General features: G+C 38.2%; 12 protein-coding genes. 3 read left to right on the top strand and 9 right to left on the bottom strand.

From position 1 onward, the window contains the following. Positions 1 to 78: 78 nt before the first annotated feature. The 3 genes from J4771_RS08845 (at position 79) to J4771_RS08835 (ending at position 3,167) form a co-directional block, all read left to right on the top strand. Positions 79 to 228 (top strand): hypothetical protein, encoded by a 150-nt coding sequence (locus tag J4771_RS08845; RefSeq protein WP_224134617.1) that lies wholly within the window; start codon positions 79 to 81, stop codon positions 226 to 228. 87 nt (positions 229 to 315) lie between these two features. Continuing rightward, positions 316 to 1,698: a phosphoglucosamine mutase gene (gene glmM / locus J4771_RS08840; protein ID WP_224134616.1), complete on the top strand. Its 1,383-nt coding sequence runs from the start codon at positions 316 to 318 to the stop codon at positions 1,696 to 1,698. Between the two features lie 98 nt (positions 1,699 to 1,796). Continuing rightward, on the top strand, positions 1,797 to 3,167 hold the full coding sequence (locus tag J4771_RS08835) for a CDC27 family protein (RefSeq protein WP_224134615.1): 1,371 nt from the start codon (positions 1,797 to 1,799) through the stop codon (positions 3,165 to 3,167). 28 nt (positions 3,168 to 3,195) lie between these two features. On the opposite strand, the gene J4771_RS08830 is transcribed toward J4771_RS08835, so the two are convergent. The 9 genes from J4771_RS08830 to J4771_RS08790 form a co-directional block, all read right to left on the bottom strand. Then, positions 3,196 to 4,710, bottom strand: coding sequence for a GH3 auxin-responsive promoter family protein (locus tag J4771_RS08830; protein ID WP_224134614.1), 1,515 nt, complete (start codon positions 4,708 to 4,710; stop codon positions 3,196 to 3,198). 104 nt (positions 4,711 to 4,814) lie between these two features. Further along, positions 4,815 to 5,225 carry a BrxA/BrxB family bacilliredoxin gene (locus tag J4771_RS08825; protein WP_224134613.1) on the bottom strand — a complete coding sequence of 137 codons (411 nt, stop codon included), beginning with the start codon at positions 5,223 to 5,225 and terminating at the stop codon, positions 4,815 to 4,817. 379 nt (positions 5,226 to 5,604) lie between these two features. After that, positions 5,605 to 6,051 carry a GatB/YqeY domain-containing protein gene (locus tag J4771_RS08820; RefSeq protein ID WP_224134612.1) on the bottom strand — a complete coding sequence of 149 codons (447 nt, stop codon included), beginning with the start codon at positions 6,049 to 6,051 and terminating at the stop codon, positions 5,605 to 5,607. Positions 6,052 to 6,148: 97 nt separating this feature from the next. After that, a complete protein-coding gene (gene ftsZ, locus J4771_RS08815) occupies positions 6,149 to 8,035 on the bottom strand; it encodes a cell division protein FtsZ (RefSeq protein WP_224134611.1) in 1,887 nt (628 codons plus the stop codon). Positions 8,036 to 8,153: 118 nt separating this feature from the next. Continuing rightward, entirely contained in the window at positions 8,154 to 9,521 is a 1,368-nt protein-coding gene (gene ftsA / locus J4771_RS08810; RefSeq protein WP_224134610.1) for a cell division protein FtsA, read from the bottom strand. A gap of 74 nt (positions 9,522 to 9,595) precedes the next feature. After that, positions 9,596 to 10,651, bottom strand: coding sequence for a cell division protein FtsQ/DivIB (locus J4771_RS08805; protein WP_224134609.1), 1,056 nt, complete (start codon positions 10,649 to 10,651; stop codon positions 9,596 to 9,598). A 64-nt stretch (positions 10,652 to 10,715) separates the two neighbouring features. Next, positions 10,716 to 12,074 (bottom strand): UDP-N-acetylmuramate--L-alanine ligase, encoded by a 1,359-nt coding sequence (murC, locus tag J4771_RS08800; protein WP_224134608.1) that lies wholly within the window; start codon positions 12,072 to 12,074, stop codon positions 10,716 to 10,718. Between the two features lie 107 nt (positions 12,075 to 12,181). After that, positions 12,182 to 13,321, bottom strand: a complete 1,140-nt coding sequence (murG, locus tag J4771_RS08795; protein ID WP_224134607.1) for an undecaprenyldiphospho-muramoylpentapeptide beta-N-acetylglucosaminyltransferase — start codon at positions 13,319 to 13,321, stop codon at positions 12,182 to 12,184. 162 nt (positions 13,322 to 13,483) lie between these two features. Beyond that, positions 13,484 to 14,719, bottom strand: coding sequence for an FtsW/RodA/SpoVE family cell cycle protein (locus J4771_RS08790; RefSeq protein ID WP_224134605.1), 1,236 nt, complete (start codon positions 14,717 to 14,719; stop codon positions 13,484 to 13,486). Between the last annotated feature and the right edge of the window lie 43 nt (positions 14,720 to 14,762).

Genomic DNA, 14,762 nt, shown 5'->3' with positions numbered 1-14,762 from the left:
ATCTTGACATAAGAGACAAAAATTTATATTTTAAAGATTTTCAACTTGCAACAATTGCACCCATCTGCACCAAAAATTATGGACTCACTTATTTTTCAGTACATTCTCATCGCCGCAATCGTTTTGTTTGCAGGATATTCTTTGTTCAGAATTATTGCTAAAAATTTTGGACCGAAAAAATTCAAAAATGGAAAACCGGGATGTGATTCGGATTGTGGGTGTTCGTAAACAATTCATTTCTCCTTTTTTATTTATTCGTATTTTTGCAGAATTACAAATCCCGAATTTTAAACTTAAAAATTTCAAATTTTTAGCATGGCTTTAATTAAATCGATTTCAGGAATCCGCGGAACCATCGGCGGAAAAGTTGATGAAAACCTTACGCCGCTCGATGTGGTAAAATTTACTTCCGCATTTGGAACCTGGCTTCAGAATAATAAAAACAAAAAAGATTTAACGCTTGTTGTTGGTCGTGATGCCCGAATTTCAGGAGCAATGGTGAATTCTTTGGTTACCGCGACGCTTCAAGGATTGGGAATAAATGTGGTTGATTTGGGACTTTCTACCACTCCTACCGTGGAAGTGATGGTTCCCGAATTGAATGCAGATGGCGGAATTATTTTAACCGCTTCCCACAATCCAAAACAATGGAATGCTTTGAAATTACTCAACGAAAAAGGAGAATTCATCAACGGAGAAAACGGTGCAGAAGTTTTAGCTTTAGCAGAAAGTGAAGACTTTACTTACGCAGAAGTTGATGATTTAGGAAAGTATGAAACGCGTGATGACGCTTTCAATATCCACATCAAAAAAATCCTTGATTTACCGATGGTCGATGCAGAAGCGATTAAATCGAAGAAATACAAAGTCGTTGTTGATGCCGTAAATTCCACAGGAGGAATCGCGATACCACAACTTCTGGAAGAACTTGGTTGTGAAGTGGTAAAACTATATTGCGAACCAAACGGTCATTTTCCGCACAATCCAGAACCGTTGAAAGAACATTTAGGCGACATCTGTGAACTGGTAAAAAAAGAAAAAGCAGATTTGGGAATCGTTGTCGATCCTGATGTAGACCGATTGGCTTTAGTGGATGAAAACGGGGAACTTTTCGGTGAAGAATACACATTGGTTGCCGTTGCTGATTATTTGTTGAAACACAAAAAAGGTGCGGCAATTTCTAATTTAAGTTCGAGTCGTGCGTTGCGAGATGTGGCAAGAAAACACGATTCAGAATATTTCGCAAGCGCAGTGGGAGAAGTGAATGTGGTGACTTTAATGAAAGAAAAAAATGCGGTGATCGGCGGCGAAGGAAACGGGGGAATTATTTATCCAGACCTTCATTACGGAAGAGATTCTTTGGTGGGAGTTGCCTTGTTTTTGACCCATTTGGCAAAAGAAAACAAAACGGTTTCTGAATTGAGAGCAACTTATCCGAGTTATTTCATGGGGAAAAAGAAAATTGAACTGACTCCCGATATCGACGTGGATGCACTTTTAACCAAAATGGAAAAGGAATATCAAAACGAAGAAGTTTCTACTGTAGATGGCGTGAAGATCGATTTTGAAAAAAATTGGGTTCACTTGAGAAAATCGAATACAGAACCGATTATCCGAATTTATACGGAAGCATTTTCACAGGAAGAAGCGGATGATTTAGGAGATCGAATGATCGACAAAATAAAAAGTTTGATTTAGAATATTTTTTCTAAATTAGAACAAAGAAATTTTAACTAAAAAAGTTTTTCAAAGCCTGCAAGATAATTTCGGGCATTGAAATAACGAGAAAAAATAAATTGGAAGAATTTTTTGAAAATGAACTTGTAGAAAAGTTCGAAAAGATGGTTGAAAATAATGAGGAATTCTACTTCGAAACTGAAGAATTTGAAGAAATCATTATCTACTATCTTGAAATCGGGGATATTTCTTATGCGGAAATGGCGACAAACTACGCACTGAAAATTCACCCCAATTCTATTGAATTAAAAACAAAAAAATTCGAAGTCCTTTTGGAACTCGAAAACTATACGCAGGCAAAAGAATTGATGGAGGAACTCAAAGAGCCTTCCATGGAAAATACTGATTTCTTGGTTTGCTGTGCGAAATATTACTCCAATCTCGGAAACCCGAGAAGAGCAATTGAATACTGCGAAAAAGCTTTGGAATTGGAAGAAGAGGAAAACTTTCTACACAATTTTATTGCCGATGAATACGTGAATTTGGAAGATCCTTTCAATGCGCTTAAACATTACAAACTCGCTTTACAGTTTGATCCACAAGATGAATATTCTTTGGAAAACGTGATGTATTGCTACAATCAGCTGAACCGAAGCGAGGAAGCGATAGAGTTTTTGAACGATTATCTCGACAAATATGCGTTTTCTGAAACCGCGTGGTACGAATACGGACAGTTTTATTTCAACCGAAAAAATTATGAGGAAGCGATTAAAGGGTTCGATTATCTTTTAGCCATTAATTCAGAATCCATCGGAGTTTATGCCAACAAAGCGGCGTGCTACGAAGCGATGGGAGAATGGCAAAAAGCGATTTCCGTTTACGAGGAAATGTTGGATTTGGAATACACGAAATCCTTCACTTACTATAAAATTGGGTTGTGTTACAAAGAAAACAAGCAACCTGTTTTAGCTTTAAATTCCTTCCAAAAATCTTTGAGAGACGATCCTCAATTCTATCTTTCAATGATGGAACAATCCTATATTTATGAAGATATGGGTGGAATGAAGGAGGCGCTGCATTTTGCCAAAGAGGCGGTTTCTCTCAACGAAAACAATTTGGATTACCAAAAACGTTTAGCTTTTCTCTACATTGATTCAGGGAGATTTGAGGAAAGCTTGGAATGCCTGAAAAAACTCGTCGATTTTGAGCCGCAAAGGTTTTATAATTGGTACGCTTATTCCGAAGTTTTGATGTTGATTGGCGAATTCGAGGAAGCGATTTCTGTCTTGAAAAAAGCGACGAAACTCCACAACAGAGCCGAATTGTATTATCAGTTGAGCAACTGCTATTTCCAGCTCAACAATCAGAAAGAAGGGCGAAATATCCTTTCCATCGCTTTAGGACTCGACCCAAATCTGTTGGAAGATATGCAGCAGAAATATCCTTTTATTAAAGAGGAAGCGGAGAAAGTGAAAACGAAGAAAAAATAATATAAGAACTCGCCTTGAGAAAATTTTTTTATTGATTCATTTTTAAAAGCGGATCAATGTATTCCCGGTCGTTACTCAATCTCGGGACTTTATTTTGTCCGCCCAATTTTCCACGTTCCGACATCCAATTGTAAAAAAGTTGCGGTTTTGCAACGTGAACGACAGGTTTTTTTAAGGTCATGTTATTATAACGTTTCGCTTCATAATCTGAATTGACAGATTTTAAATGCTTGTCGAAAATTTCTGTAAAACGGTCTAAATCAGAAGGGCTTTTGCTGAATTCGAAAATCCATTCATGTGCACCGCTTTCGCCATCTTTCATAAAAACCGGAGCTCCGGTAAAATCGATGATGGTAGAATCGGTCGCTTCACAAGCTTTTGTTAAAGCCGTTTCCACGTTATCAATCATCAGTTCCTCACCAAAAGCATTAATATAATGTTTGGTTCGCCCTGAAATTTTAATTCTGAATGGCTGAATGGAAGTAAATCTCACCGTATCGCCGATTAAATAGCGCCAAAGTCCGCTGTTTGTCGTAATGACCATCGCATAATTTTTCCCGATTTCAACTTCTTCCAAAGGAATTGCCTGCAAATTATTTGGGTTAAATTGCTCCATTGGAATAAACTCGTAAAAGATTCCGTAGTCGAGCATCAGCAACATTTCATCACTTCCCGATTGGTCCTGAATTCCGAAAAAACCTTCAGAAGCGTTATAAATCTCGTAGTAATTGATGTCTTTTCCGATGATTTTCCTGTACTGTTCTCGGTAAGGTTTAAAGCTAATTCCGCCATGGAAAAAAACTTCAAGATTGGGCCATAATTCCGAAATATTGGAATAACCAGTTTCGGTTAAAGTTCTTTGCAACAAAACCATCATCCAACTTGGAACTCCGGTTAAGCTTCCCACATCTTCATTTTTTACTTCAGAAATAATTGCTTTCAATTTGCTTTCCCATTCCGACATTAAGGAAACTTTTCTGCTTGGAGTGGTGGTGATTTCCACCCAAAACGGAAGGTTCTCAATCATAATCGCTGACAAATCTCCAAATTTTGTGTTGAAATCTTCGTACAATTCCGAACTTCCACCGAGTCTTAAATTTTTATTGGAAAACAAAGAATTTTCAGGATGATTGTTGGCGTAAATGGAAAGCAAATCTTTTCCTGCCTTGAAATGACAGTCTTCCAAACTCTCATCAGAAATAGGGATGAACTTGCTTTTCGCATTGGTCGTTCCAGAAGATTTGGCAAATTTTCTGATGTAACCCGGCCAAAAAATATCGGGATTTCCCTGTCTTGCTTTTTCAATGTAAGGTTCGAAATCTTCGTAAGTTACAATCGGAACATTTCGGGTAAAATCATTGTAGTTTGAAATGGAATTGAAGCCGTGAATTTTCCCGTAATCTGTATTTTCAGCAAAATAAAGTTGGGAGAATAAGACGCCGTTTTGCGTTTCAACAGGATGGTTCATGAAGTTTTGAATTTGGTCTATCCTCTGTCGGATAAACCAATTCACCACCGTGTTGAAGAGCGCTTTTGTTGCCATATTGACAAATATAATATTTTTCTTTTAAATAAGATTTTAAGACTTTCTGAAACAAAAAATTCCGTTCAATCGAACGGAATTTTTATCATACCTAAAAGTTTATTTTAGCAGTATTCATCATAAGCAGCCTGCAAGTTTGCAGCGATTGCTCCTGCAGGATTTCCTTCGATGTGATGTCTTTCCAACATGTGAACCAATTCACCATCTTTGAAAAGCGCTACACAAGGCGAACTTGGCGGAAATGGCGCCAAAAATTTTCTCGCTTCTGCAACTGCATCGGTATCGAAACCTGCAAAAACAGTGGTCAAATGGTCAGGTTTTTTATCGCCTGTCAAAGAATAAATCACGCCCGGTCTTGCTGCTCCTGCTGCACAACCACAAACGGAATTAATCATCAAAAGAGTTGTACCTTCTTTTTTGATGGCGTTGTCAACTGCTTCAGCTGTCGTTAAATCTTCAAAACCTTTATCGGTAAGTTCATGCTTCATCGGCATTACTAATTCTTCTGGATACATATTATATTGTTTAAAGTTAAATTTTATGGTTGGGTGTTAGATGATGGATGTTGGGTGAAACATCAAATCATCCAATTGCAAATTTAATGATTATTAAAATGACTTTTCATCTATACTGTTTATCAAAATCATTCCAAATTCCTATAACAGACAAATTGGCAAACCTTATAGGATTCCGAAACCTATAAGGTTTAACAACAAAAAACCCGGAACAAAAAAAATTCCGGGTTACAATCAAATCGATATGCAAAGGTTGAATATCCTGTTTAAGTACGAATTACGAAGTTTGAATTACGAATGGTGAATCGAAAAATTTGAATTTCCACTTTCTACTTTAAGGAGTATGTTTTTTCGTTATTCGCATTTCGTCCTTCGTATTTTAAGAAAGTAATTTCTTCGCCATTTCGGAAATGCTTTTTCCGTCACTTTTTCCGGCGAATGCTTTGGAGGCAATTCCCATTACTTTTCCTAAATCTTTCATCGTTTCTGCTCCTGTTTCGGCGATAATTTTCTTCATTTCAGCTTCCAATTCTTCCGGTGAAAGTTGGGCAGGAAGGTATTTCTCAATCACTTTCATCTGTGCTTCTTCCACTTCCGCTAAGTCGTTTCTTCCCTGTGCGACGAACTGCTCGAAAGAATCTTTTCGCTGCTTAATCATCCGCTGCAAAATGGCAATTTCCTGTTCGGCGGAAACATCTGCACCTTTTGCTTCGGTTTTTAATAATAAAATCTGTGACTTCACCGCTCTCAGAGAATCCAAAGCCACTTTGTCTTTCTCTTTCATGGCGGTTTTTATCGCGTCGTTGATGGTATTTTCTAAACTCATTTTTTCCAATTTAACAATCTAAAAATTTACCAATGTAGCAATGATGCTGTAAGTAACCATTTTGAATGTTGCATTTTCACATTGGTCAATTGATACATTAATCCACGTCTTTATTCAAAAACCTGTTTTCTCTCACCTGCATTCTGCCGTCGTTTTCAGAGAGGAAAGTGTTGATTTTCTGTTCAGAAGCGTTTTCTTGTCCGATAGAAATATTTTTTCTTCTGAATGCAGGAACCGTTTCGAAATCACTTTCTTGGTCGAGGTTTTGGTATCTTGAATTAAATTCTTTCAATTTATTTCTTCTCTCCTGAACTTTGTCGTTTGAAGTTTTTTTGCTGATGAAGGTAAAATCATTTTCCACCTCAAATTGTATAGGTTCTTCGATGGTTTGAGCTACTTTTTCTTCCACCTTTGGCTCAATTTTTTGAACCGGTTCAGGTTTGATTTCTGCCTTTGGTTGAGGTGTTTCAACAATTGGCTCCTCAATCGGTTCGTTTACGAAAAAACTGAATTCTATTGGCTTTTCTTCAGAAAAAGATGATTTAATATTAATTGGTGTTTCTTCTTCCTTTGATGAATTTACTGAAGTCGAAGCGTCTTTAACTTTATCTTCTGTTTCAAAAGTGAAAGATTGTGAAAAAGGCTCTTCGTAAAGGTCGTCTTCATAAGAAAACAAGTCTAATTCAGCGGTGGTTTCCTCTTCGTCAATCACCATGTTTTTGGTAGGCATTACTTCCTCTTCTTCTAAATCAAAGTACTTAATTTCCGCAGGTTTTTCAACCTCAATTACGGTTTTCTTTTCGACCGTTTTTACTTTGAATTCGGGTGTGTTTAAATCCTCTTCATCATCCAAAACGAAAAGGCTTTTTCTTGCAAAATCTTCTCTCTTAATTTCCTGCTTTTCAGTTTTTGGTTTGAAAGGGGATTCTTTTTGAACCGATTTTTCCATGGAATCTGCTAACGAAAATTTGATTTTCTCGGTAGTTCCTGCATGTTTGTGGTTGTCTTTTGCGAAACCTGTCGCAATGACCAAAACGCTTACTGAATCGCCCAATTCTTCATCCGTACCCACCCCGAAAATAATATCCGCGGTGTTGCCCGCTTCTTTCTGAATGTGATCCATAATAACTCCGATTTCGTCCATCGTAACTTCTTCGGTGCCGCTTCGAATTAAGAGAAGAACATTTTTCGCTCCCGTAATTTTGTTGTCGTTCAACAATGGAGAGTCCAATGCTTTTCTTACCGCGTCTTCGGCTTTGTTTTCGCCGGATGCAACACCATTCGACATTAATGCAGTTCCTGAATTTTGAAGAACCGATTTCGCATCACGGAAGTCGATATTGACGTCGAAGTAACCAGTAATTACTTCTGCCATTCCTTTTGCGGCGTTGGTTAAAACTTCATCGGCTTTCGAGAAACCTGATTTAAAGCCAAGATTTCCGAACTGTTGACGAAGTTTATCATTATTGATGACGATTAATGAATCAACATTGCTTCTTAATTTGTCAAGACCGAGTTCCGCTTGTTCCAGACGACGTTTCCCCTCAAAACTGAAAGGAACGGTCACGATTCCCACGGTAAGAATTCCCATGTCTTTGGCAATTTTTGCGATAACGGGAGCAGCTCCGGTTCCGGTTCCACCTCCCATTCCTGCGGTGATGAAGACCATTTTAGTATTTTGTCCCATCGCAGCTTTGATTTCCTCGATGCTTTCGATGGCTGCTTTTTCACCAACTTCAGGATCAGCTCCGGCTCCAAGTCCTTCTGTCATTGAGATTCCCAACTGAACTTTGTTGGAAACCGGGTTGTTGTCAAGCGTTTGTGAGTCGGTGTTGCAGATAACGAAATCCACGCCGTGAATTCCGCGTTCGTACATGTGTTTCAAAGCGTTGTTTCCACCGCCACCAACTCCGATTACTTTTATAATTGATGAATTTCCTTTTGGCAAATCAAATGAAAATCCTGGGTTTACTGTATTTTCCATAATATTTATAATTGATGGTTGATAAATGATAATTGATAGGTTTTGTGTCTATATTTTTTGATTCCCGATAATTGAAGAGTATTTGAATCATTCATCAATTATCATTCATCATTTATGATTATTCTACTTCTTCAAAGAATTTTTTTACACTTTCCATAATTTTTTGACCGATGGTGAGTTTGTTTCTGCGTTTTTCTGCGGCTTTAGAAACTATTTCCTCTTCGGTACGGAATTCTGGCTGCTCCACTTCTATATGATTTGGAGCGGCTGTAACTTCCTGTTTTTCAATAATTTCTTCAGGTTGTTCAATTCCGTTTTTCTTGTCTCTAATTTTTAAACTTTCCATCAATAAACCAATGGAAGTCGCAAATTCCGGACTTTTCAGATGTTGGTTTTTGTCGTTCGCAACATATTCGTTCGCAAAACCAATTCTGCTGTCGAAACCGGTCGTATAATTCGCCAATTGACGAAGGTGACGAAGATTTGAACCGCCTCCTGTCAAAACAATTCCTGCAATCAACTTTTTCTTTTGTTCAAAAGCGCCGTATGCTTTCAACTCGGTATTCACCATTTCTAAAATTTCTTCAACGCGTGCATTAACAACTTGCGCCAAAGTTTTCAAAGAAATTTCTTTATCCGGTCTTCCGTGAAGTCCCGGAATCGTAACGAAGGTGCTGTCTTTTTCCAACTCAGGAACGGCAGAACCGAATTTTACTTTCAATTGTTCCGCATGTTTTTCAATGATGGAGCAACCTTCTTTGATGTCGTCGGTAATTATTCCGCCACCGTAAGGAATTACGCAAGTGTGACGAATAATATTATCCTTGAAAATCGCGATATCCGTAGTTCCGCCACCGATGTCAACGATCGCAACGCCGGCTTCTTTTTCTTCTTTGGTTAAAACAGATTCGGACGAAGCAAGCGGCTCCAAAGTCAAGGCTTCCATTTCTAAACCTGCTTCACGAACGCATCTTGCGATATTTCGGATACTCCCCATTTGTCCAACCACCACGTGGAAATTGGCTTCCAAGCGTTTTCCGTGCATTCCGATGGGTTCCTGGATTTCGCCTTCAGAATCTACTTTATATTCTTGCGGAAGAACGTGGATAATTTCTTCGCCGGGAAGCATGACTAATTTTTTTACCTGCTCTTTCAGTTTTTCGATATCGTCTTCGGTGATGTATTTATCGGGATTTTCCCTCATAATATAATCCGAATGTTGAAGCGAACGGATGTGTTTTCCGGCGATCCCCACCGTAACTTTGTGAATCGGAACGCCTGAACTCGATTGCGCTTCTGCAACGGCGGATTTGATGGACTGAATGGTTTGGGAAATATTATTCACAATACCTTTGTGAACACCCAAACTTTTGGCTTTTCCAACGCCGAGAACTTCAATTTTTCCGTGGGCGTTTCTTCTGCCGACAATCGCCACAATTTTTGTGGTTCCGATGTCGAGGCCTACTGAATACTCGTGATTTTCCATTGTATGTCGATTTGATTTGTTCTTTTTTTGGAATGAATTCCAAGTTTTCTATATCGTTCGTTCCTACGGAACTTTTATTCTACTTTAACTTTTGCTTTTGGTTTGGTTTCCGGTTTCTTCGCCGGAGTTGATTTTTTAGTTTCGGTTGGTTTTTTGGTTTCTTTTTTAGGAGAAGCCGTTTCCTTTTTTGCCGAAGTTTTTGGCTTTTCCGCAACTTTTTTCTTTTCGGATGTTGCAGGCTTTGGTTTTTCTTTAGGTTTTGACTCCGTCTTTTTTACAGCCGGTTTATCTTCTTTTTTGAGAGGAGTAATATTTATTTTTTTCTCCGCTTCTTCCTTTTTCTGATTGATGACCGGAAGTTTTGCCAATTCTTTTTTGCCTACCGAAATAATGCTGTCGTTTTCTTCAAAATTCGGATTTAGAGTTGTCACAATTTGATTGTCATATTTCACCGAAACTTTTGAATATTTTTCAGGATTCTGAAAAATCAGAAACTTTTCTACAAACGCCTTGAAACCTTTTACCTTTAAATCAATATTGTCAAGGTCGCCGATTTCCACTTTGTAATTTCCTTGGCTTGTCAACAGATTATAACTGCCATTTTCCTTTTTAATGCCGATGAAATATTTTTTGCTGAAATCATCGTGGTCAATTTTATTTACCAATTCCGCCACCTTAGGATATTCCTCTTTTTTTACGTCACCTGTTACGAGCATACACGGAAATGAATAATTTTTTGAAATCGGAAATTCGGTTCCTTTTTCATCTACATAAAAATCTTTTTCGTTCTTATTTAATCGAAAAGCGGGAACCCTTTGCTTGATGTCGAGATTGAGGTTTCCATTCAAATTCAAGTAAACATTTGCGCTGTCAACTGCGGGAAGTTGGTTGAGTTTTTTCTCCAATTCCGGAATGTTGATATCGCCGATTCTTTTGTTCGGGTTTGATTTTTTTACGATTTCCTTAATGTCTTTTTCGTCGATAAAATAAACCGGGCTTTTAGTCTTCACCATATTTACAGAAACCTTTTCCATGGATTTGTCATTGAACCTCCTCAAAGAGAAACTCAATAAAAATCCGAGGATTATTACCGTGACGGCGATTTTTAGTATTCTGTATTTGTTTTTCATAACGCTGGATGTTGGGTGCTGGATGACGGGTGTTTCTGCAACCAAACCAAATATTAATTTTTATTTATTCATCATTTGAAAGCCAACTTACAATTCCGTCATACAGTGTGTCGATATTTCCGGCACCGACGGTGAGTAAGACATCAAAATCTTTTTCCTTTATTTTGTTGAAAGCGTCTCCCAAAGTGGAAACTTCCTTTTTTTCTAATTTTACTTTTTCTAAAAGCCAATCGGAAGTTATTCCTTCAAAATTTTCCTGTAATTCACGGGCAGGATAAATATCGAGAAGAATCAGTTCGTCTGCTTTATCCAAACTTTCTGCGAAACCGTCTGCAAAATCTCGGGTTCTGCTGAAAAGGTGCGGTTGAAAAGCCACCAACAATTTCTTATTCGGGTAGAAAGTTTTGATGGAACCAATCACGGCATTTAGTTCTGTTGGATGATGGGCGTAATCGTCGATATAGACTTTTCCGCTGTCGAAGGTGTGAAGTGTATAACGTCTCTTGATTCCCTTAAAACTTTTTATTCCCTTCTGTAAAGTTTCGAAATCAACCCCAAAATTATAGAGCAGCGCAATCGCCGCCGTAGCATTTTCCACATTGTGAATTCCCGGAATTTGCCACGCAAATTCTACGGTTTCATTACCATTATGAAAATCAAACATCATCCAACCATCGATAACATGAAGGTTGTCGGAATAATAATCCGCTTCTTCATTTACTGCATAGGTTTTGCAAGGACGACCGATTTCAATTCCTTTTCTCACAAATAGTTGGTTGTTTTCAGGAACTAACTCTGCAAAATCTTTGAACCCTTTTTCAATCGTTGCTTTATCGCCATAAATATCCAAATGGTCTGCATCAGTCGATGTAATTACCGCCCAATCCGGAGAAAGGTTGAGGAAACTTCTGTCGTATTCATCGGCTTCTACAACCGAAATTTCACTTCCGTTAAACAAGAAATTTGATTTAAAATTTTCTGCAATTCCACCCAAGAAACAGGAGAATGGAAGATTCGCTTCTTGGCACAAATGTGCGACCAAAGAGGAAGTCGTGGTTTTTCCGTGCGTTCCTGCAATAGCGATGCAATCCGTGTTTTCGGTAATCATTCCGAGAACTTTTGCACGTTTCAAAACAGTAAATCCATTCTCATTAAAATAATTAAGTATATCGAGTTTTTTAATTGCAGGCGTGTAAATAACAAGCGTATTTTCGGAATTCAAATTCTCGATTTTAGTAGTAATTCCGTCTTCAAAAACAATATCAATTCCTTCTGAAACGAGCGCAGAAGTCAACTTAGTTATGGTTTTGTCGTAACCCAAAACATTTTTCCCGATGGATTTGAAATATCTTGCAATAGCAGACATTCCTATTCCGCCGATGCCTACAAAGTAGAAGTTTTGATATGTTGCTAACGGTATCATTTTCTTATTGATTTCGCCCTTTCAGGGCTTCTTTACATATTTAATTCAAATTCAAAGGGCTTCACCCTTTGCTATTGATTTCGCCACTTGGTGGCTTTCTGCGATTCTCAATTAATTTCCAGACTCTTGAAAATTTCATTTACAATTTCCTCGGTTGCTTTTGGCTTTGCGAAGAATTGCAGGTTTTTGCTCATTTCTTTTCTTACGTGTTCGTTTTCGCAGATTTCCATTAAAGTCGTCCAAAATTTTTCCTTCATTTCGGAATCTTTTACCATTCTTGCTGCATTTTTGTCAACCAAAGTCTGCGCATTTTTGGATTGATGGTCTTCTGCCGCAAACGGAAACGGAACCAACAAAACAGGTTTTTGCGCAACGGCCAATTCCGAAATTGCAATGGCTCCTGCTCGTGAAACAATCACATCTGCTGCGGAATAGGATAAAGCCATGTCCGTAATGAACTCCTTCAATTGGATGGATGCCGGATGCTGGATGCTGGATGCTAACTCCTTGAATTCCAGTTTTCCGGTTTGCCAAATCAGTTGGAAGTCCTTTTCAATTAATTTTTCCAAATTTTCTTTCCATCCGTTGTTTAAAGTTCGTGATCCTAAAGAACCACCGACGGAAAGTATCGTCAATTTATTTTTATCTAAACCTAATTTTTCTTTCGCTAAATCCTTATCAATCAAATCGGTAATGATATTTTTACGAATCGGATTTCCAAGGAAAAAAGTTTTTGTGCCGTGGAAGAATTTTTCCATATTCGGATAAGCTGTGAAAACTGCTTTCGCTCTTTTTGAATGGAAAATGTTCGTTTTTCCGGGCAAAGAATTCTGTTCCTGAACAAAAATCGGAATACCTAATCTTGAAGCCGTAAACAAAGCTGGTCCGCTCGCAAATCCACCGGTTCCCACCGCAAAATCAGGTTTGAAATTTTTGATGGTTTTCTTCGCTTTTATCAGACTTGAAATCACTTTGAAGGGAAGTTTGAAATTGCTCAACAAATTTCCTCTGTCAAATCCCGCAATGTTTAATCCCACAATTTTATATCCTGCTTGTGGAACTTTTTCCATCTCCATTTTTCCGTTCGCTCCGATGAACAAAAACTCGGCGTTCGGAAATCTTTTCCTGATTTCGTCGGCAATGGCAACAGCAGGAAAAATGTGTCCACCTGTTCCGCCTCCGCTCATGAGAATTCGAGGTGCGGGATTCGGGTTACGAGTTTTTGTATGTTGCTCTTGGTTTAACATTTATTTTTTTGATGTCGCCACTTCGTGGCTTTTTATTCGGTTCTTGTTTATTGTTTCATTGGGCTTCACCCAATGCTATTGAGTTCGGTACTTCGTACCTTTTTTGCGATAAACCAATTTTAATTCATTCCCGAATTCTCGGGGCGCTTCGCGCATTCATAGTTACGCGATATCGTTTATTTCTTCAATACTTTGCTTTTTGCCCATACCTTCTTCGTCGTACACCTGGATTCTAGAACTTACGTTCAAAATAATTCCTAACTGTATGTAAGTCACCAACATTGAGGTTCCACCGTAACTTATTAGTGGCAATGGTTGTCCAGTAACTGGAATTAAGTTCACCGCAACTGCAATATTTACAGAGAGTTGCACAAAAATCATAATTCCCAAACTCAACACCAATAAACTGCCGAAAAATGCGGGCATTTTACTTGCAATCATCACGATTCTGATGATCATGATGAGGTAGAGTGCGATTAAAAACAAAGCTCCAAAAAATCCATATTCCTCAACAATAATGGCGAAGATGAAATCGGATGCAGATTGAGGAAGCATTTGTTTTAAGGCACTTTTTCCCGGTCCCATTCCGGTTATTCCGCCGTGAACGATGGCTGCTTTTGCCTGCATCACCTGATAATTTTTTGCCTTTAAACTCTCGTCTTCAACTTCGGTGGTTTTTTTTGAATTGGTGAATGTTTCGATACGACTCATCCAAGTATGGACACGGTTACTTCCGATTAAATCGGTTTTTAAAGCCAAAAACATAAAAATTGCAATGGCAACTCCTGCAACTCCGATAAAACCGAAAATATACTTTTTGCTTAATTGTCCAATCAACATTACCGCTAAAGAAACAATCAAAATCATTAAAGCAGTAGAACCGTTATCTTTCGCAACCAAACCAAAAACCAAAAGAACCGGACCGAAAATGTAGAAGATGTTTTCAATGGGGAGTCGGTCTCTTTTAATCCTTTTTGTTAAATATCTGCACAGGTAAATAATCAGCATTAAATAAGCAAATGAAGACGGTTGAAACGAAATCGGCGTTCCTGGAATCTTCAACCAACGAGAAGCGGAAGCTCCATCGATTTTTTGCCCTGTAAACATCGTCAAACCTAAAAGAACGACCATAATTCCCAACAGAATTGCGCTCAATTTTCCGATGTGTTCATATTTGAAAACACCGACTCCACGCATAATTGCCAAACCGAGAACTACGAAGAACAAATGCTTGATTAAATGCGAAGTAGTGGTTCCGTTATTTACAATATATTCCAAGTTAGAACTCGCCGAGTATACCGGGAACACGGAGAAGAACGAGATCAATAAAATCACGCTCCAAAGCACTTTGTCGCCTTTTAATAGTTCGAATTTGTTATCGTTTACTTGATCGATCATTTTGGTTTTTAAATGAATCGGAAATCCCGATTTTCTATTTTTT

Origin of the sequence: Candidatus Kaistella beijingensis (genome assembly GCF_020084865.1) — a bacterium.
Taxonomy (GTDB): Bacteria; Bacteroidota; Bacteroidia; order Flavobacteriales; family Weeksellaceae; genus Kaistella; species Kaistella beijingensis.
This window is presented reverse-complemented; position numbering and strand designations above follow the sequence as displayed.

Coding starts and splice junctions, on each gene's coding strand:
- J4771_RS08845 (WP_224134617.1), top strand. CDS start 79: ATGGACTCACTTATTTTTCAGTACATTCTCATCGCCGCAATCGTTTTG.
- glmM (WP_224134616.1), top strand. CDS start 316: ATGGCTTTAATTAAATCGATTTCAGGAATCCGCGGAACCATCGGCGGA.
- J4771_RS08830 (WP_224134614.1), bottom strand. CDS start 4,710: ATGGCAACAAAAGCGCTCTTCAACACGGTGGTGAATTGGTTTATCCGA.
- J4771_RS08825 (WP_224134613.1), bottom strand. CDS start 5,225: ATGTATCCAGAAGAATTAGTAATGCCGATGAAGCATGAACTTACCGAT.
- J4771_RS08820 (WP_224134612.1), bottom strand. CDS start 6,051: ATGAGTTTAGAAAATACCATCAACGACGCGATAAAAACCGCCATGAAA.
- ftsZ (WP_224134611.1), bottom strand. CDS start 8,035: ATGGAAAATACAGTAAACCCAGGATTTTCATTTGATTTGCCAAAAGGA.
- ftsA (WP_224134610.1), bottom strand. CDS start 9,521: ATGGAAAATCACGAGTATTCAGTAGGCCTCGACATCGGAACCACAAAA.
- J4771_RS08805 (WP_224134609.1), bottom strand. CDS start 10,651: ATGAAAAACAAATACAGAATACTAAAAATCGCCGTCACGGTAATAATC.
- murC (WP_224134608.1), bottom strand. CDS start 12,074: ATGATACCGTTAGCAACATATCAAAACTTCTACTTTGTAGGCATCGGC.
- murG (WP_224134607.1), bottom strand. CDS start 13,321: ATGTTAAACCAAGAGCAACATACAAAAACTCGTAACCCGAATCCCGCA.
- J4771_RS08790 (WP_224134605.1), bottom strand. CDS start 14,719: ATGATCGATCAAGTAAACGATAACAAATTCGAACTATTAAAAGGCGAC.